The sequence below is a fragment of the Microbacterium sp. GXF0217 genome, assembly GCF_054798195.1.
Window position 1 is genome coordinate 1 of sequence record NZ_JBSJZG010000010.1, and the last position, 15,506, is coordinate 15,506.

Here is a 15,506-nt window from a genome sequence, read left to right on the forward strand (position 1 = left end):
CAACCAGCGCCTCCACGGAGAACTCGACATGCGCACCCCCGCCGAGGTCGAAGCCGACTACTACGCTGGCCTCGACAGACCCTTGGGAACACCCGTCTCCCAAACCGCCCGATAGGAACGAAACTCAGGGCGAATCAAAGAGAAGTCGAAGGTCGCGGATGGAAAGGTGATGCTGCGCTACCCCGCCCTCGGCCCCAGCCCGACCGTCACCTGCCCCCTTCGCGAGATGATGCTCGGCGCAGCCAGGAAGGCACGCCCCGAGGTCGAGCCCGAAACTCTTGAAGAAGAGTTCCTCGACACCATCTGCAAGAAGCACTCCGCCGCATTCGACCTCACCGAGATGCAAGCCCCACAGCAGGCCTTCGACTACGGCACCGAGGAATGGGAAACCTTCCACGACCACGCCCGCAACACCGTCGAGTCCGAGAACCAGCAGCTCAAGGCGTCCGGCGACGAGGACATCGCCACTGCTGGGCGACGTCGCGTCCGCGGCATCGCCGCCGCACAGATCCTCGTCACACTCCTCATCGTCACCCACAACCTACGCAAGATCGCCGCGTTCCTCAGCGACCAGGAGATCGAGCGAGCACGCACGACCCCACGAGTGCACACCATCCGCCGACGAGACCGAGTCTGGGCCAACCGATACACGAAGACCACAGGCAACGGCGACCTCAGCATCCCCCGAAGCGGTCGGACATCATCATCAACGACCACGCCGCCCGATCAACGAAACCAGCTCGCGCTGACACCAATGCGCACCTGAGCGGCCCCGCTCACTGACGACGCCCGCCGGCGACACACCCGGCACGCTCCCCGCTACACCAGAACAATCGAACGCCCGAAAACCGGGCGCGTTCGCGTTTCCACGGCCAGAATCGCTCAACGGGGCATACGCGAATCAGAATCTGGATCCTCAGACACGAAAAAGGAAAGGTCACCCGCTCGAAGCAGGTGACCTTCCCTTTTCTCTAGCTGTTCTGCAAATAGTTTTGCCAACAGCCCAAATGGTGGGCTGTTGGCAGAACCTGTTGTGGTGCGCGAGACATCGCGCTGTCTAGAGTGCTTTCCTGTAGCAGAAGGATGATTTTCCTGTCGCGCGGACAGGCCGGCTAGTCACGCGTCACTGCCCTTGCCTCTCTGCCCGCGCGCTGAATGAGACGTCGGAAGGTCAGCGTGCAGTCCGACCGCGAGCCACAGTCGTCGAGCATGAAACCCTCGCCGGCATGCATCACTAGGCGCCGAAGCTCGGTCACCTGCTCCCCGAAGAACGCCAGCACCATGGCATCGGTCTCGAGGCCGTGCACGCTGCTCACCTCAGGGGTGCTCTGAGACTTCTATTCGCCTGGTTTGTGTGGGCGGTCGGGTCTGAGGACGACGCTGACGATGTTGCCGACCCGTTCGAACACGAAGCCGCGAATCGTGCAGGTGAAGATGACCCGACTCTTTCCGCGACGCCGCAACGCCTGACGGGCCTCCAGCTCGGTCGCGTAGTGCTCCTCTAACCCCAGGGTGGGGAGCAGGGCAGCGGTGCCCCAGGTGCGCCCAGCTCCCACTTGTGCGTCGGAGCGCAACTCCTCATTCTCTATCGTTCGAAGGCCGACTGCGTAGACCCGCTCGGCTAGCTTGTTCTCGAACTCGATATTCACCCGATGATAGCCGTTGTGTTCGTCCCCGAGCGGAGTGAGCCGAATCGCGCAGTCCCTTGCCAGTGCTAGCGCCTCGTTCTCAGCCGCGATCAGCGCAGCCTGCCGGTCGCGGCGCGCACGAAACCCGACGTACCCACCGGCGACCGCTGCTACGCCAACACCGCCAACCCACGTACCGATTGCCTCGAAGAGCGCAACGTCGAAGCTGCAGGAGTTGCCACACGTTGTCCACGCGCCCATCGACCATCCGATGACGAGACCGAGGACGGTGCCAGCGACAGCCCCCACCACTAACCAGTTCAGATGCGCCCGCATGCTCACATCGTGGCAGATGAGCAATGCGTCCCGGGAAAATCCCCACATGTAGCGTTGATGTATGAGTGGGCGACGAGCGAAGGCAGAGCGACGGGCCGCGGCGCTGAGTCCGGTGCAGGAACAGGCACGGCGCATCGTGGCGACGGCTGACCGGATGCTGGCTCTGGACCTGTCGTATATCCCGGCGGCTTACGACTCGCAGTTCATCATCGGCTGGATGCGCGCGGCCTACGAACAGTCGAAGGTCATCGCTACGCTCACAGCTCAGGGCCTGGCGCATGCGGCCGCCCCGAACCGTCGCGCATTCGTCGAAATTGCGTTCCGGCTGCTCTGGCTTCGAACACTGGACGTGGAACAACGAGGTCCGGTTCTCGAAGGATTTGTCGTCAGAGAGAAGAACCTCACGACCGGGTTCTACGACACTCTGAAGGAGATGGGCTACGAGCACGACGTTGACCTCAGCGCCATGGATGAGGTCGTTGCGGAGATCTTGGAGGACAGAGACCTGCGGCAGCAGGTGAAGGCGGTGACGGACGCCGCGAAGGCGGCACCCGTCACGCTCGGTTTGTTTTCGGCCTGGCGCGAGGAGACTCAGTACACCCACGCGACCGGCCACCTGGCGGTCGCGTACGCTCCGAGGACGGACGATGACAGGATCGGGCGGGACGTGCCGCCCTCGCAGCATGGCGACCTCGACACGCACCACATGGTGACACTCCTCGTCGGAACGCTGGCCACCGAGCTTTTGAAGGAGGCTGGACTGCCACAGAAGGCGGTGGAACCGATCCTGTTCACCGCTTGGAACACGATCTAATTCAGCGCGCGGCAGCGCGAGCGACTCACTGACACTCACCTAATATCGAGGTGTGACCACCGATACGTTCAAGCGTGGGGATGCACGCCATCTCGCTGCTGCTCTCGCCGATGGCACTACGCATTCCGGAATCACCTCGTTCGAGTTGACGCTGAACTTGGTGACGGAAGGGAACAAGCAGGAGCGCGCATCGGCTGTCGTTCGCCACATTCTCAATCAGCCCGACGCGGACGCACTATTCATCGACCTATTGAACTACTTGTTTGTGGAGAACGCCTACGCAGACACTGACTCTCCTCGCGGCACCTATCAGCGCCTAAAGACGAGCGTGCTGGACGCGCGCGGCGTCACTCTCACCGACGAGGGATTCGTGTTGCCTGACGGGCGAGATTCGTCATCGATGGAGCGCATCGTACGCCCCGTTCCTGCGCCGCCGACCGTAACGAGTGATCCGTGGGATGGCTCGCTATCATCGCAGCCGTTCGCCGCCACCTCAGCATCCGCACCCCCATCCGCCAACCTCATCAGAGACGCCACCAAAGTCTTCGTCGTGCATGGCCGTGACTTGCGCCCCGTGGACGTCATCAAGCAGTACCTGCTCTATCTCGGCCTGCACATGATGCCGTGGTCCGAAGCGGTGAGACTGACCGGTGAATCACAGCCCCACACGTACGACGTGGTCAAGGCGGGAATGGATGGGGCCGCAGCCGTCATCGTCATCTTTTCGCCTGACGATGAGGCACGAGTGAAGCCTGAGTTCGCCAGCGATGACGACCCCGACCGCCACGTTCAGGGCCAAGCACGCCAAAACGTGCTCCTCGAAGCAGGCATGGCGTTCGCAACGGAGCGGCGGCGAACCATCTTCGTGAAGAGCGCCCCCACTCGTGATATCTCCGATATCGCAGGCTTCAACTGGGTGAAGCTCGATGGCCGATGGGACAGCCGAAAGGATCTGAAGAACCGTCTGGAGTCGGCCGGTGCTGCTGTACGCCGTGGCGACTATGACCTAATGGATGCATCTTCTGGTCAGTTCGAAGTCCGCTGAGAAAGACTCGGGATATCTGTAGCGCTCAGTACGCTGAGAGCGACTGAGGACGAGGGGACCCACTATGACGGACAGCTTGCTGTCTTCGCTGCGCGATCACATGCTGGATGAGGGCGAACCCCTGGCAGGACTTCTTCGCAAGTGCCTGATGCTCGGTGCCGAGACGGGATCGAACTCCCTCCGACAGTGGGCCCGCAAGGAACTCAACGGCTACGGCACTGACGATGAGCTCCCGAGCTACAGGAAGCTCCCCCTGCCCCCACTCGCCGCGGACACAGTGAGTGGAAACTCTTGGGCGACGAACATGACCTACAGCGTCCTCCAACTGCCGACGAAGGCACGCGAGTTTCTCGGAGACGAGTTCCCGCTGTATCAGCCCGTCGAGGAACTGGAACAAGTTGCGACCCAGCAGTCGCTGTCGTTCGCCAACGGCCGTCTCACCTATGCCCAGCAATTGTGGAACGAGGAGTTGGGGCCATACCAAGAAGTCATGAACCTTAGGTTTATCGCCTCCGGATCGATGTTCGCGGGTGTCGTCGGACAAATTCGAACACAGCTCGTGGATCTCATCGCGGACCTAACGTCCACCACTCCTCTCGAACAGCTGCCCCGGAAGGAAGCTGTGGACGCAGCGGTCGGCACGCATATCGGCGTGCAGTACAACACCACCATCCAAAACACCAGCGGCCCCACGGCTGTCGGCAACAACGCGGTGGCGAAGACAGAGGGGCTCAGCGTCGATGACGCGATCCGGTTGCTCGATGCTGTTCGAGAGTCGACTCGGGAGGTCGAGGACGAAACCGCCAGAGCGGAGATCCTGGGGGTGCTGGATGATCTCCAGAACGCGTTGCGTGTAACCGCACCGTCGACGACAGAAGTCGTGGGGAAAGTCGGAAGCCTCAAAGAAGTCGCCGCGCGAATCGGGGGCGCAGGTCTGAGTGCGGCCGTCGCCGGTGCGGTCGAGGGACTGACGACTATGGTCATGTCCGGGGCGTTCGGCTGAGGCCTCGATATGGCGAAGAAGTCTGATCTGAGCCCGTCCGCGCGGGACCTGCTGAAAGCCGTGAAGCGGCAGTACCTGAAGTCACGCGACTTCAACGGCCTGCACATCCGCGCCAACCGCGGGTCGACGGACGAGGTCCAGGCCGCAGTCGATCTGGTCGAAGCCGGCCTCGTACAAGTTGTGGGCCCTGCCGACTACATGAACATCCATATCCGCCCTTGGCCCTCCCGCAGGACACCCGAGATGCAGATCGAGGAACTGCGCGACCTGTCGAAGGACGACTATGGCGTGGCGCTGTATCCCCTGGCGAAGGCGATGAAGAACGTCAAGCTGCCCGCGAAGTATGATGACGCGCCCTTCTCCCGAGCGATGGCGCGTGGCCGTTCGACGCTAGAAGCCGCGTTCTTCAGCCCCGACGTGCTCGAGAGCTACCGTAATGACGCCCGATTCGAATTCCGCATGAGCGACTTCGGCATCAACTTCTGGTTGACCGATGAAGCGCACGAGCAGGACGACCATCCGGGCAAGGACAGCGTCTCGCTGATCCATCTCGGGTTCGCGTACGACTTAGGCAAGTACGACGCGAAGGATCCCGAGGCTGTGATACTGCGTCGCGTCGCGGCGTTCTACGGCGACTTGGACGATCTCACCCCTGAACACCAGCAACGATGGGCGAGCTACCAGGTTGACGCCCAAGGTGTCGAACCACATCCAGTCTGGTTCGCATCACAGATGGGCAACTGGCCCGACGGCATCGGCCCCTTCCAACGGTTCACGCAAGAGCTGCAGAACATCGGCGACCTGTTCGAGCACGTATGGGGAACACGACTATTCAGGACCCACGAAGCTCCGGACGACTTCGGCTGGATCCTCCGCGCCGACCAGCGCGAGTGGGATCACTTCATCCACTCACTCGACAAGCTCTTGTCGGACAATATCGATGCCTCTGCGCTCGACGAGGCTGGCGTAGTGAAGAAGAACACTTCAGGTCAACATCTGGGCACGCTGGCGCGACTCGAGCTGTTCATGACGGATAACCACGTCGGAGCCGACCAGGCGAAGTGGGCGCTTGCGCCGCTGAAAGAGGTTCGGAAGGCACGCCAGAAGCCCGCACACGCTCTGCGAACCAACATCACTGACCGGACCTTCGTGCACAAGCAGAAGCAGCTCATGCACGACGTCGACGAAGTGCTGATAAACATCCGCCAATGGCTGGCGAGCCATCCAGCAAACCGCGGATGGACGGACCCTATGTCCGGAATGAAGGACTACCCGATCTGATGCCCGTGGTCTAAGCGGAACAGCAAATTATCGAGCCCCTTCGGCGACCAGGCGCTCAGGTACTCTCCCGGGATGCGCCGTTGAGCATCGTCTCTACCAATGCTTGCGCACCGATGTTCGCGGTGATTAGGTCTCGACGAAGCAACCGTCGAAGAGACTCGACGGTGTGCTCGACCAGTACATGCTCACGTTCGCTATCCTCAACGTCCGCGATGGACAACACCGCGACTAGACCCGATGACTTCTTGTTGATCTTGTAGCGGATTCCAACGATGACCTCCGGATCCTCATGTGCCCCGAACACCCACCGAGAGTGGATAACGGCGTTGCGCTCGTCACGGCCCGCGACGAATCGTCCGAAGAACTGCTCGACCTTTCGAATGCCCACTCGCTCGTGCTCCGGCAGGTGATTGAGGCGGTCGTATAGATACTCGATCTGTCCGTTAGTAGCTACCAGCCGACCGAGGATCGCGAAGAACTCCTCGGGGACGCTCTCCCCAAACAGATCGAGAGGCACCCCGTACGCGTCGACGTTCACGCCGTCGCGCATGGTCGACGAATAATGCTCGTACGGCTCGTTGAGGCTCATCTATCGATTCTGGCTCAGCGCATGACCTTCATCGCACTCGCTGCATCTCCATAGACTGCTTTCAACTGGCTACAGGAGGCAACATTCATGGGGTTCAAGGTCCGCAAGTCCATCAAGATCGCGCCAGGCGTGCGACTCAACGTCTCCAGTAAGAACATCGGCCTATCGGCCGGTGTTCGCGGCGCGCGCGTCAGCGTCAACACGAACGGCCGCACGACACGAACAGTCGGCATCCCGGGCACCGGAATCTCTCACACAAGCTCAACCTCGACGGGCAACCGACGCCCAGCTCCGCGCCCCCAGCAGACAGCTCAGCCGGTGCATGCGGCGCGTCCAAAGAAGGTCAAGCCTGGCCTCACCGCCCCTGCGTGGGAGAAGCAACTGTTCAAGCAGATCGATGGGCAACCGGACGCCGCAGCCATCCACGCCATCGGCCAGCAGACCCCTTCGGTCGCGCCGACCGCCGCGATGGTCGAAGTCCTCCGTGTGGCCGGCCCGAGCCGCGACAGCGAACGCGCCCGTGTGCTTCTCGGTTGGCTGTTCGATTCCGGCTACGACCCCGCTGCGGATCCCTTCATCACGAAGTACCTGGAGGCATCAGAGATCAACATTCCGGTCGCCACCGGCATCACCGCGGTCATGACATGGGACCGCCAGGCCCTTGGTCTGATGGTCGCCGAACTCGAGCAAGCCGCCAGCAACCATCCCCGCGCCACCGCGGTCGTCGAAGCGCTCGAACCCACGACGGTCGCCGCCGTGTCCCTTGCTGAGCTCTACGCCGAGGCCGAGCGATGGTCCGATGTCATCGACTTGACCAACGGCCTCACCAATGACGACGTCGCTGCGACCTTCCTCCTCATTCAACGCGGCACTGCCTTCCGCGAACAGGGATACTTCGAAGCCGCCCGCGAGTCGCTCAAGGAAGCACTCCGCGTACGGTCGCGCCCCGCAGAACTCCGCCACCTCGCTTGGGTCTCTCGAGGCCAGACGTACCTTCTCGAGGGCAAGAAGGCGATGGCGCGAAAGGATTTCGAGCGCGTACTCGCGGAGGATGCGGCGTACCCCGACCTCGACAAGATGCTCGCATCGGTCGCGCCGTAGTCAACCAGAGAAGGCGACCCATCTGCCGGCAAGGCCGAAGGCGAGACCCCTGCAGACGTTCGCGACCGCGCGCGCTATGCGGGAGCAGCCACTCGACCATCAGTGCGCGCGCTGACATCGAGATTCGGCCCCGACTACGCGGTGCGCGGCGCCGATGAGCACCCCGTCGTCAGTGCCCAGTCAAACGATCCCAGATGTTCTCGCGTGAAGGCGGGAGTGGGACAGGGTTGCCGCCCACTCGCGGAGAACCGTCTACGTTCTCCTTATTGACACGAACGTCGCCTTCAATCCCAACGACAGCGCGCAGGGTCGGCACGTACTCCAGAGCTTCGGGCACCGCTTTCTCGACCGGCGGGATCGAGTCGCCGAGCGGTCGCACGATCCCACCAGCATTCACCACGAGCCCGGCCGCGTCGACGACGAGGCGAATGACCTGCAATGTCCCCTCGTCGATGCGTGGCATTCCCTCGCGCCACTCCCTGGTTTCGAAGTTGCTCAACGACCAAGTTAGGCGTCCAAGCCGGACATCGTCTCGCCAGACCCACCAGCCTTTGGCTCCATCGAACCGCACATCGAAGACATCGCCGATGCGTGCGTTCGAGATCGCCCCCCGGTCGACGGAGCGCTCGTACATCCTGTTCGCGACGATGTAGCCTCGGTCCTCGAGTTGGCGTGCGGCATCTGGGAGAACGCGGATGCCGATGTGGCGCGATCCGTCCTTGTTCGGCCCGGAGAGCACCAGCCAGGATCCAAGTGGTCGCTTCACAACCCGATCTTCTCAGAATGTTGCAACACGGCCTCGATTAATCGATCTAGCACACGGGGTCACATGAAATCGTCCGCCGTGGGAACGGGAGGGCCACGCCGCCGTAACCCTTTCGCGACCGACCGAGCGATTCAGGCGCCTAGGTGCCGCGCACGTTTCGCCGACCCAACGACAGATCACGTGACGGCTCTGTGCCTGCACTCACCCACCTGGGACGCTGATCATCAACGTGCGCGCTAGCGCGTCGTCATCTCGATGGGAGACCCGTGGACGCTCTAGAACACGCAGCCAACATCACGCTGCCAGACCAGCGAGTCGCAGTGTTGGGGGACGTTCACGGCAACGTCGGTTGGATCCGGATGCTGGCGAGGGCACTCCCGCACCTCGCGCCGGACGTGACGACCATCTTGCAGCTCGGCGACTGGTGGATGCCCCCGGAGGAGGTCGACGAGGCGCTCACTGAGACGGGCATCACAGGCATCTACGTGACCGGGGGGAATCATGAGCCGTGGGGTGAGATCACCCCACTCATGAACAAGTACCCCGGTGAAGCCGTGCGGGTCTCTAAGCTCGTGTGGCTGCTCCCGCGGCCTGCGCGCCTCACCATCGGTGGGCGTTCCGTGCTGTCACTGGGTGGCGCCGCGTCTGTCGACCGCGAGTCGAGAATCGAAGGGCTGACCTGGTGGCCCCAGGAGGCAATCAGTGACCAGAGTGTCGCCGAGGCCATCGCCGGCGGCCCTGCCGACCTGCTGCTCACCCACGAGTCACCCGCCAACACCCCTGTCCGCCCTGTCCGTGAGATCCTCCGCACGAACCCGCATCGGTTCCCGAAGGCGGCGTTGGAGGCGTCCGCGGCGTCGCGCGCGCGGGTCAGCGAGGTCTGGGATGCTGTGCGTCCTGAGCTCCTCGCTCATGGGCACCTGCATGTCGGGGCGGGCGGACAGACTTCAGATGGTCGTCGCGTGGCGAGTCTCGGACGCGAAGGTCACGAGTGGAACCTCGGAATCCTCGACATGACGAACCTCAGGATGGCGACGCCGAGCCTGGCCATCCTCCGCGGACTTGCCGACGACGACGGTTCTCGTAAAGCGCGGGAGCAGCGGATGAAGAGCGTAGCCGAGTCCCTGCACTCGGGAGCCTTAGACGGATTGAGGCCCTCCGCTCAAGCGCTTCGTGATGCCCAGGACTACATCGACGGACTCCGCAGCCTCGAGGAGATCATCGAGGACGTCCGCCAGCGCCACACTCGAAACCCCAAGGATGAGAAGTGACCGAAGATGAACCGAACCCCTGGGCTCGGATCATCGGCCCCTGCTACACCGCGGCGAGCATGGCCCGCACCCTCCGATGGACAGAGGCCGAGGTTGTAGAAGCCGGACACACGCTCCGACTTCTAATGCTGCTCACAGACGACGACGTCTACCTCTTCCCTGCGTTCCAGCTACGCGACGGCAGGGTCATCGAAGGGCTGACTAACGTTCTTCGCGTTCTCCAGACCGGGACTCAGGGCCGCTGGACCTGGGCGCAGTGGTTGAACGCGCCCTACCCTGACGGTGAACGCACCGCCATCGAGAAGATACTCGCCGGTCGGCTCGACGAAGTTCTTCTGGAGGCGAGGCACGACGCGTGGTCGTGGAGTTCCTGAGGAGACCTTCCGCGATGAGTGACCACGTGGTGCGACCTAGTCGAGCTCGCCGCTCCTTGGAGGCGTCGGCTATGCGACTCGGTTCCTTGTGATCAGCTCGCCGAACACGCGTGGGGACCGGCGTCCGGTCGACGTTGCGTTGCGACCGAAACGTCCCAGAATCGGCCCGTATCAATCTCACAGCGCCGGCTGGCGGTGTGTCGTCTTGCTTTCTTTGCGGAGGAGGATGATGGCGACGATGACCGCTACGACACCGATGAGGGGGCTGAACCCGACCAACGCCGTTGTCGTTGCGAACGCGGAGAAGTCCCACAGCGCGTGCAGAAGCATAGCGAGGACGAGGCTCCCACTCACACGCCGCAGAAGATAGAAGGTCGTTCCAGCGAGGAAGGTGAACAGCACCTGCGTGAGCCCGAACAGTCCGGTACCGAACAGCGTGTTCGGCAGGTGCAGCGCGGCGAACAAGAGCGTGCTGAAGAACCAGACACCAAGTTCGCCGAAGCGGGAGCGGAGAGCGACAATGAGCTGTCCTCGGGTGACGAGCTCTTCGTTGAATCCGACGAGGAGACTCCCCACAATCAGGTAGATCCACATGGTGGCGGACTTGCCAGAGATATCACCGAGAAGAAGGTTACCGATGGCCAGCAGCGCAGTGATGCCCGGGAGGATCCACACCCACGCCGGAAGGCGCTTGCGGGTCTCCACCAGCGCGGGCCTCCACCAGCCGTAGACGCTGACGATGATCGCGATCACGACGGTTCCCGCAGCGAGGGGCAGGACGTACCACTTCAAGAGCGTGTCTTCACTCTCGCCGATGCGGGGGTAGTCGATGCCGTTGACGATCCAGACACCGTAGAACACGGCCAGGTACAGCAGATACGCGACGACGCCGAGCCAGACGCGCGGGGCCATGCGGAGGTTCGATGGGGACGTTTCGGCGTTCACGGGGCCTCCGGGGCGGCGATGGGGACGTGAGTTCGGAATCAGTGTGGCGTATCGGCATATCGCGCGTCTATCTTGAGGCGTATGAAGTCGACTATCGCGGGCACGACCATGCCGATCCTCGAGGTGACACTGGAGGCGGGAGAGAAGATCGTCGCCGAGGGCGGTGACGTCGCGTGGATGTCACCGGGGTTCGCCCTCGACACCTCGACCGTGCACGGCACGGGCGGTCAGGGAGGTTTCCTGAGCGGACTCAAGCGTGTGCTGGGTGGGGCGCAGCTCTTCCTGACGGAGTACACCGCTCCGGCGCAGGGGGGCCTGGTTGCCTTCGCCGCGCAGCTGCCGGGTACGATCAAGCAGCTCGAGATCGATCAGGCAGACTCGTTTATGGTGCAACAGGGCGCGTACTCGGCGAGCACCACCGGAGTGGAGGTCTCGGTCGGTCTGCAGAAGAAGCTCGGCGCGGGGATCTTCGGCGGCGCAGGAGTCGTCTTCCAGAAGCTGGCGGGCAACGGCACGGCGTGGGTGCAGCTGGCAGGCGAGATCACCGAGTACGACCTGGCCGCCGGCCAGTCGCTGCTGATCCACCCGGGCCACCTCGCCATGTTCGAGTCGCAGATGGACCTGCAGTTCACCTCGGTGAAGGGCATCAAGAACAAGTTCTTCGGCGACTCGCTATTCCTCGCAGAGATTCACGGCCCCGGGCGTATCTGGCTGCAGTCGATGACCCCGGCGAAGCTCGCCGCAGCAATCGAACCGTACCTCCCCGACCGCTCCTCGAACTCGTCCAGCAACTCCTAGAGCCGCTCCGCTTCGGTCCCGTTCAGCGGGCCGTGTCGGCGCCGCCGACGGTGTCGATGGTCCCTGTCAGGCGTTTCCGGCTCCATTTGCGGTAGATCAGGAACGCCACGAGCGCCGCAAGGCCGAGCACGATGTCCGCGGGAAGGCTCGCCTCGGTGCCGAACTCGCCACCGGTGAGCCAGTCGGGCGCTCCCGCGCTCGGCGCGAGGAACATCGCCGACGCCGAGTGCGGGGGTAGCCCGCTCACCGGGATCCCGAAGATGTTGCCCATCGCATAGTTCCAGCCCGTGTGGATGCCGATGGCGATCCACAGTCCGCCCTGGCGCAGCACCACGAAGGTGACCAGGAGCGCGAAGAGGAAGATGCTCGCGAACGCGAACGGTTTCGTCGTGACGCCGTGGAACAACGTGAACACGACGGCGGGGATCAGCACCGCGAGCCAGCCGGGGAGCGCGACGCCACTGCTTTGCAGCATGAAGCCGCGAGTGAGGGTCTCTTCCGTGCCGCTCTGGATCAGGACGAAGACCACCAGAAGAAGGAGTGTCGGGAGCGCGGAGAATCCGCTGGCCGCGTTCTCCGGTGCCGGTGCGACCTTGTAGGCGCCGACACCCCAGAGGAACAGGGTGGGGATCGCATTGAGCACGATGCCCACCAAGACGCCGAGGATCAGGGTCAGGATCCCCCACCCCGGACGGCGGAACCCCAAGGACGCGAGCGAGCGGCGCTCGAAGAGCCACACCCAAAGAAACAGCCCGAGAAGCCCCGCACCGAACGTCACCGCCTCTTGGAACTGCGCCTCAGGCGTGCCCGCCGCCGTCTTCCACGTCTGCTGGAAGACCGCCCCGACGATCCCCGGGATGCCGAGGATGAAGACACCCAGGACGAGGATGTACGAGAGCCACCAGCGCGTGACCCGCTTGCCGGACAGCGCATCCTGGATGAACGGGGTATCGCGAACTGACATGAGATCTCCTCTGCGGTCTAGCGGGTACGTTCGTTGGCGCCGCGGATGACGAACGCGACAGAGGCGAGAGCGATCACTCCCGCGACGAGATAGACGATGAACCCGAAACCGGCGAACGGCCCCGGCGTCCCGTGGGCGACGGCGAAAGTGGAGAAGTCCCAGAGACCGTGCAGGACCATCGCCCAGATCAGCGTGCCGGTGACGCGACGCACGATGTAGAAGATCGTGCCGCCGAGGAACGCCGCCCCGACCTGCTGCAGCGTCGGCAGGAGTTCCTGACCGGAGGCCGCATTGATGAGATGCATGAGGGCGAACAGCGCGGAAGTGAGGAACCACACCCACCCCTCGCTCAGTCTGCCCCGCAGTGCGGTGAGGAGCAGGCCTCGGGTGGTGAGCTCCTCGGTGAAGCCCACGAGGATCAGCACGACGGATGCCGCGAAGAACGCCCCGTCGTACGAAGTCCAATCGGTCGAGGCGAGATTGATGAGGAGTGCGACCGTCATGAGGATCGGCGCGATGATCGGCCAGCGGACGCTGCGCTTGTGCTCGCGCAGCGCAGGCCGCCACCACCCGAGGAGAGTGGTCGTGATCGCCAGCAGAACCGCGGCGACGATCAGCGAGAGACCGGCGCCCAGGAACAGATTGCCCCCACTCTCGCCGAGCGCCGTGTAGGGAATCCCGGTGAGCTGCTGCACCAGGAACACGACAGCCACGTATCCGAAGTAGATGGCGAGACCGATCCACACCCGCGGGCGGACCTTCAGAGTTTCCGTCATGCCGACATATTGGCAGACTCGAGCATCTCAGCGGTCGGGGGGAGGTGGCGGCGTTCTAGTTACGCGCTACTGAACACGGCTAGACATCGTCGGCTGACACGGCGTTACCCCAGACCCAGCATCGGAAGATGGTGTCGCCGGCGCGGAACTCGATACCTGCGGCCGACGGTGTGGAGCGGGCGAGCCTGGCATCCACGCGGATCGCTTCCGGCCCGAACCGCACCCACGCCCGCACCATTCGGTAGGGCTGCGGGTAGATGGTGATGGGTTGTTCTCGGAGGGCGAGTTCGCGGTCGGTGAGTGACTGGAGCGGTCCGGATCGGGCGGCCGTGAGGATCGCCTGATGCTGTGAGCGCATGTCGTAGTGGTCTGCCAAGCGCCTGCTCGTGCCCATGCCGGCTCCCTTCTCCGCCCTCGACCCAGGGTAGCAACATTCGAATCTATGTTCTATTCTGGAATCATGCGACCGGCGACCGATCACCTCCCCACGACCCTATGGATGGTCGACGACATTCCCTCGCGCATGCTGTTCGCTGGGCGGCGCTGGAGAGTGTCCGACACGCCCACGCGCCTGCGTCGCTCGATCTGGTCCGCGTCGCCGGATCAGATTCACGGACTCTACGGATGGCGCTTCCAGGGCACGGACGACGACGGCGTGTCGCTGATTTTCGATGTCTTCAAGGACGAGGACGGCTGGCATGTGCACCGGCGTTACGACTAGCAACGCGTGTTTCTGGATATGTTCCACTACTCGAGCGCGTCATTAGAACCGGCGGGCGCGATTGAGTAGTCGGTGCAGTTCCTCGGCGCGGTTACTCTCGAGACGTCCACCTTGTAGCCGTGAAAGCTGACGGCCAAGCCAGCGCGCGAGGACGAACTCCGACGGGTTCGCCGCATGCAGTCGAGGCAGTGCGCCGTGCACAGCCAGAAACCGTTCGCACTCCTGGAACCGTTGATACCACCCGCGCTCCAGGGGATCCCACTCGAACGCGGGTGAGACATCGAGCCGAGCACGCTGGTATGCGTTGAGGCCGCCTTCGAAGCGGCGCTGGTATCGAGCCCACTCGCCGAGGTGGCGTTCCTCATCCGTGAGGGTCGTCCTGGCCCGGGTGTTCTCGCGGGGCGCGCGGCCGAGGTCTCGCCAGTGATCTTCGTACGCGTGGAGTGAGCTGATCCAGTTCGCGGCGCGACGCTGAGTTACCACCTGGTCGTCGAGGACCAGGGTAACGACCGCGGCGAACCGGTTGGCCACGGGATCGATGGGCCCCTCGGCCCGTTGTAGTCGTTCGGCTTCAGCGTGGAGTTCTGCAGGGGTCGACGCGCGCACAGGGTCCTTTCATGGGCGAGACGGCTCGCCCAATGCACCTATGCGCGGTGTGCCCCTGCTGTCAGACCACGCCGAGTGCACGCGGCAGTGTCGCTGAGTCGGCGGAGTCGCCGTCGACGGCTTCGTAGGGTTGCTGGCATCTGAAGGGAGGCGCCATCGTGCAGATCGACGACGAGCCACAGAGCCGGGTGCTCGACGAGATGGACGGCATCTTCGTCGTGACCACGGAGGACGGTGTCGCCTATCGTCTCGACATGAGCAAGCGTCAGGTCACCCGCACGGTAGAGGTGGGCGCAGGGGTCCGTGCGGTGCTCGATCCGGAGTCCGCCGCGCTGGTCGCCGTCGCGACCTGCCGAGTCGGCGCCCCGATGGTTCTCCTCATCGACCGAGACGTTCCTGGAGTGTTGTTCACTCGCCGCACCTCCGCCACGGTGTTGGTCATTGACCAGGTGTCACGAACTCCACTGCCGCAGTAGGAGCGTCCTGAC

At 63.4% G+C, this 15,506-nt stretch carries 20 protein-coding genes and 1 pseudogene; 12 read left to right on the forward strand and 9 right to left on the reverse strand.

The window, feature by feature from the left end:
* Positions 1–166: 166 nt before the first annotated feature.
* On the forward strand, positions 167–766 hold the full coding sequence (locus tag ACWAT3_RS16250) for a hypothetical protein (protein ID WP_460800074.1): 600 nt from the start codon (positions 167–169) through the stop codon (positions 764–766).
* 346 nt (positions 767–1,112) lie between these two features.
* Here ACWAT3_RS16250 and ACWAT3_RS16255 read toward each other — a convergent pair whose 3' ends face one another.
* Both ACWAT3_RS16255 and ACWAT3_RS16260 read right to left on the reverse strand, forming a co-directional pair.
* Positions 1,113–1,316: a hypothetical protein gene (locus ACWAT3_RS16255; protein ID WP_460800075.1), complete on the reverse strand. Its 204-nt coding sequence runs from the start codon at positions 1,314–1,316 to the stop codon at positions 1,113–1,115.
* 21 nt (positions 1,317–1,337) lie between these two features.
* Positions 1,338–1,964 carry a hypothetical protein gene (locus tag ACWAT3_RS16260; protein ID WP_460800077.1) on the reverse strand — a complete coding sequence of 209 codons (627 nt, stop codon included), beginning with the start codon at positions 1,962–1,964 and terminating at the stop codon, positions 1,338–1,340.
* A 61-nt stretch (positions 1,965–2,025) separates the two neighbouring features.
* On the opposite strand from ACWAT3_RS16260, the gene ACWAT3_RS16265 reads away from it, so the two are divergent.
* The 4 genes from ACWAT3_RS16265 (at position 2,026) to ACWAT3_RS16280 (ending at position 6,107) form a co-directional block, all read left to right on the forward strand.
* Positions 2,026–2,778, forward strand: a complete 753-nt coding sequence (locus ACWAT3_RS16265) for a hypothetical protein (protein WP_460800079.1) — start codon at positions 2,026–2,028, stop codon at positions 2,776–2,778.
* A 52-nt stretch (positions 2,779–2,830) separates the two neighbouring features.
* A complete protein-coding gene (locus ACWAT3_RS16270; protein ID WP_460800080.1) occupies positions 2,831–3,823 on the forward strand; it encodes a TIR domain-containing protein in 993 nt (330 codons plus the stop codon).
* A 64-nt stretch (positions 3,824–3,887) separates the two neighbouring features.
* Complete coding sequence (locus tag ACWAT3_RS16275) at positions 3,888–4,826, forward strand: AbiTii domain-containing protein (RefSeq protein ID WP_460800082.1); 939 nt, start codon at positions 3,888–3,890, stop codon at positions 4,824–4,826.
* 9 nt (positions 4,827–4,835) lie between these two features.
* Positions 4,836–6,107 (forward strand): hypothetical protein, encoded by a 1,272-nt coding sequence (locus tag ACWAT3_RS16280; RefSeq protein WP_460800084.1) that lies wholly within the window; start codon positions 4,836–4,838, stop codon positions 6,105–6,107.
* Positions 6,108–6,162: 55 nt separating this feature from the next.
* Here ACWAT3_RS16280 and ACWAT3_RS16285 read toward each other — a convergent pair whose 3' ends face one another.
* On the reverse strand, positions 6,163–6,696 hold the full coding sequence (locus tag ACWAT3_RS16285) for a hypothetical protein (RefSeq protein ID WP_460800086.1): 534 nt from the start codon (positions 6,694–6,696) through the stop codon (positions 6,163–6,165).
* Positions 6,697–6,783: 87 nt separating this feature from the next.
* Between ACWAT3_RS16285 and ACWAT3_RS16290 the strand changes: the two are divergent.
* Together ACWAT3_RS16290 and ACWAT3_RS16295 are read left to right on the forward strand one after the other, a co-directional pair.
* A pseudogene (locus ACWAT3_RS16290) lies at positions 6,784–6,939 on the forward strand (DUF4236 domain-containing protein); the annotation flags it as partial.
* 75 nt (positions 6,940–7,014) lie between these two features.
* Positions 7,015–7,797, forward strand: a complete 783-nt coding sequence (locus ACWAT3_RS16295) for a tetratricopeptide repeat protein (RefSeq protein WP_460800154.1) — start codon at positions 7,015–7,017, stop codon at positions 7,795–7,797.
* Between the two features lie 169 nt (positions 7,798–7,966).
* Here ACWAT3_RS16295 and ACWAT3_RS16300 read toward each other — a convergent pair whose 3' ends face one another.
* Positions 7,967–8,536: a hypothetical protein gene (locus tag ACWAT3_RS16300; protein ID WP_460800088.1), complete on the reverse strand. Its 570-nt coding sequence runs from the start codon at positions 8,534–8,536 to the stop codon at positions 7,967–7,969.
* A 347-nt stretch (positions 8,537–8,883) separates the two neighbouring features.
* Here ACWAT3_RS16300 and ACWAT3_RS16305 point away from each other — a divergent pair, with 347 nt between their 5' ends.
* Together ACWAT3_RS16305 and ACWAT3_RS16310 are read left to right on the forward strand one after the other, a co-directional pair.
* Positions 8,884–9,834, forward strand: a complete 951-nt coding sequence (locus tag ACWAT3_RS16305) for an antitoxin VbhA family protein (protein ID WP_460800090.1) — start codon at positions 8,884–8,886, stop codon at positions 9,832–9,834.
* Positions 9,831–10,208, forward strand: coding sequence for a hypothetical protein (locus tag ACWAT3_RS16310; RefSeq protein WP_460800091.1), 378 nt, complete (start codon positions 9,831–9,833; stop codon positions 10,206–10,208). The genes ACWAT3_RS16305 and ACWAT3_RS16310 overlap by 4 nt, the downstream gene beginning before the upstream one ends.
* A gap of 177 nt (positions 10,209–10,385) precedes the next feature.
* On the opposite strand, the gene ACWAT3_RS16315 is transcribed toward ACWAT3_RS16310, so the two are convergent.
* The gene (locus ACWAT3_RS16315) at positions 10,386–11,120 is read right to left on the reverse strand and encodes a lysostaphin resistance A-like protein (RefSeq protein ID WP_460800093.1); all 735 of its coding nucleotides are present in this window, start codon (positions 11,118–11,120) and stop codon (positions 10,386–10,388) included.
* A gap of 114 nt (positions 11,121–11,234) precedes the next feature.
* Here ACWAT3_RS16315 and ACWAT3_RS16320 point away from each other — a divergent pair, with 114 nt between their 5' ends.
* A complete protein-coding gene (locus ACWAT3_RS16320; protein WP_460800095.1) occupies positions 11,235–11,951 on the forward strand; it encodes a TIGR00266 family protein in 717 nt (238 codons plus the stop codon).
* 22 nt (positions 11,952–11,973) lie between these two features.
* Here the strand turns inward: ACWAT3_RS16320 and ACWAT3_RS16325 are convergent, their stop codons facing one another.
* From ACWAT3_RS16325 to ACWAT3_RS16335, 3 genes are all read right to left on the reverse strand, one after another.
* Positions 11,974–12,915: a lysostaphin resistance A-like protein gene (locus ACWAT3_RS16325; protein ID WP_460800097.1), complete on the reverse strand. Its 942-nt coding sequence runs from the start codon at positions 12,913–12,915 to the stop codon at positions 11,974–11,976.
* Between the two features lie 17 nt (positions 12,916–12,932).
* The gene (locus tag ACWAT3_RS16330; RefSeq protein WP_460800098.1) at positions 12,933–13,691 is read right to left on the reverse strand and encodes a lysostaphin resistance A-like protein; all 759 of its coding nucleotides are present in this window, start codon (positions 13,689–13,691) and stop codon (positions 12,933–12,935) included.
* A gap of 79 nt (positions 13,692–13,770) precedes the next feature.
* Positions 13,771–14,085 (reverse strand): hypothetical protein, encoded by a 315-nt coding sequence (locus ACWAT3_RS16335; protein WP_460800100.1) that lies wholly within the window; start codon positions 14,083–14,085, stop codon positions 13,771–13,773.
* Positions 14,086–14,190: 105 nt separating this feature from the next.
* Here ACWAT3_RS16335 and ACWAT3_RS16340 point away from each other — a divergent pair, with 105 nt between their 5' ends.
* Positions 14,191–14,412, forward strand: coding sequence for a hypothetical protein (locus ACWAT3_RS16340; RefSeq protein ID WP_460800102.1), 222 nt, complete (start codon positions 14,191–14,193; stop codon positions 14,410–14,412).
* Positions 14,413–14,454: 42 nt separating this feature from the next.
* On the opposite strand, the gene ACWAT3_RS16345 is transcribed toward ACWAT3_RS16340, so the two are convergent.
* Complete coding sequence (locus tag ACWAT3_RS16345) at positions 14,455–15,018, reverse strand: hypothetical protein (protein WP_460800104.1); 564 nt, start codon at positions 15,016–15,018, stop codon at positions 14,455–14,457.
* Between the two features lie 158 nt (positions 15,019–15,176).
* Here ACWAT3_RS16345 and ACWAT3_RS16350 point away from each other — a divergent pair, with 158 nt between their 5' ends.
* Positions 15,177–15,494 carry a hypothetical protein gene (locus ACWAT3_RS16350; protein WP_460800106.1) on the forward strand — a complete coding sequence of 106 codons (318 nt, stop codon included), beginning with the start codon at positions 15,177–15,179 and terminating at the stop codon, positions 15,492–15,494.
* Positions 15,495–15,506: the final 12 nt, after the last annotated feature.

Excerpts from the sequence above, each read along its gene's own strand:
- ACWAT3_RS16330 (WP_460800098.1), bottom strand. The coding sequence starts at position 13,691 with ATGACGGAAACTCTGAAGGTCCGCCCGCGGGTGTGGATCGGTCTCGCC.
- ACWAT3_RS16285 (WP_460800086.1), bottom strand. The coding sequence starts at position 6,696 with ATGAGCCTCAACGAGCCGTACGAGCATTATTCGTCGACCATGCGCGAC.
- ACWAT3_RS16325 (WP_460800097.1), bottom strand. The coding sequence starts at position 12,915 with ATGTCAGTTCGCGATACCCCGTTCATCCAGGATGCGCTGTCCGGCAAG.
- ACWAT3_RS16260 (WP_460800077.1), bottom strand. The coding sequence starts at position 1,964 with ATGCGGGCGCATCTGAACTGGTTAGTGGTGGGGGCTGTCGCTGGCACC.
- ACWAT3_RS16315 (WP_460800093.1), bottom strand. The coding sequence starts at position 11,120 with ATGGCCCCGCGCGTCTGGCTCGGCGTCGTCGCGTATCTGCTGTACCTG.
- ACWAT3_RS16335 (WP_460800100.1), bottom strand. The coding sequence starts at position 14,085 with ATGGGCACGAGCAGGCGCTTGGCAGACCACTACGACATGCGCTCACAG.
- ACWAT3_RS16265 (WP_460800079.1), top strand. The coding sequence starts at position 2,026 with ATGAGTGGGCGACGAGCGAAGGCAGAGCGACGGGCCGCGGCGCTGAGT.
- ACWAT3_RS16275 (WP_460800082.1), top strand. The coding sequence starts at position 3,888 with ATGACGGACAGCTTGCTGTCTTCGCTGCGCGATCACATGCTGGATGAG.
- ACWAT3_RS16320 (WP_460800095.1), top strand. The coding sequence starts at position 11,235 with ATGAAGTCGACTATCGCGGGCACGACCATGCCGATCCTCGAGGTGACA.
- ACWAT3_RS16280 (WP_460800084.1), top strand. The coding sequence starts at position 4,836 with ATGGCGAAGAAGTCTGATCTGAGCCCGTCCGCGCGGGACCTGCTGAAA.
- ACWAT3_RS16340 (WP_460800102.1), top strand. The coding sequence starts at position 14,191 with ATGGTCGACGACATTCCCTCGCGCATGCTGTTCGCTGGGCGGCGCTGG.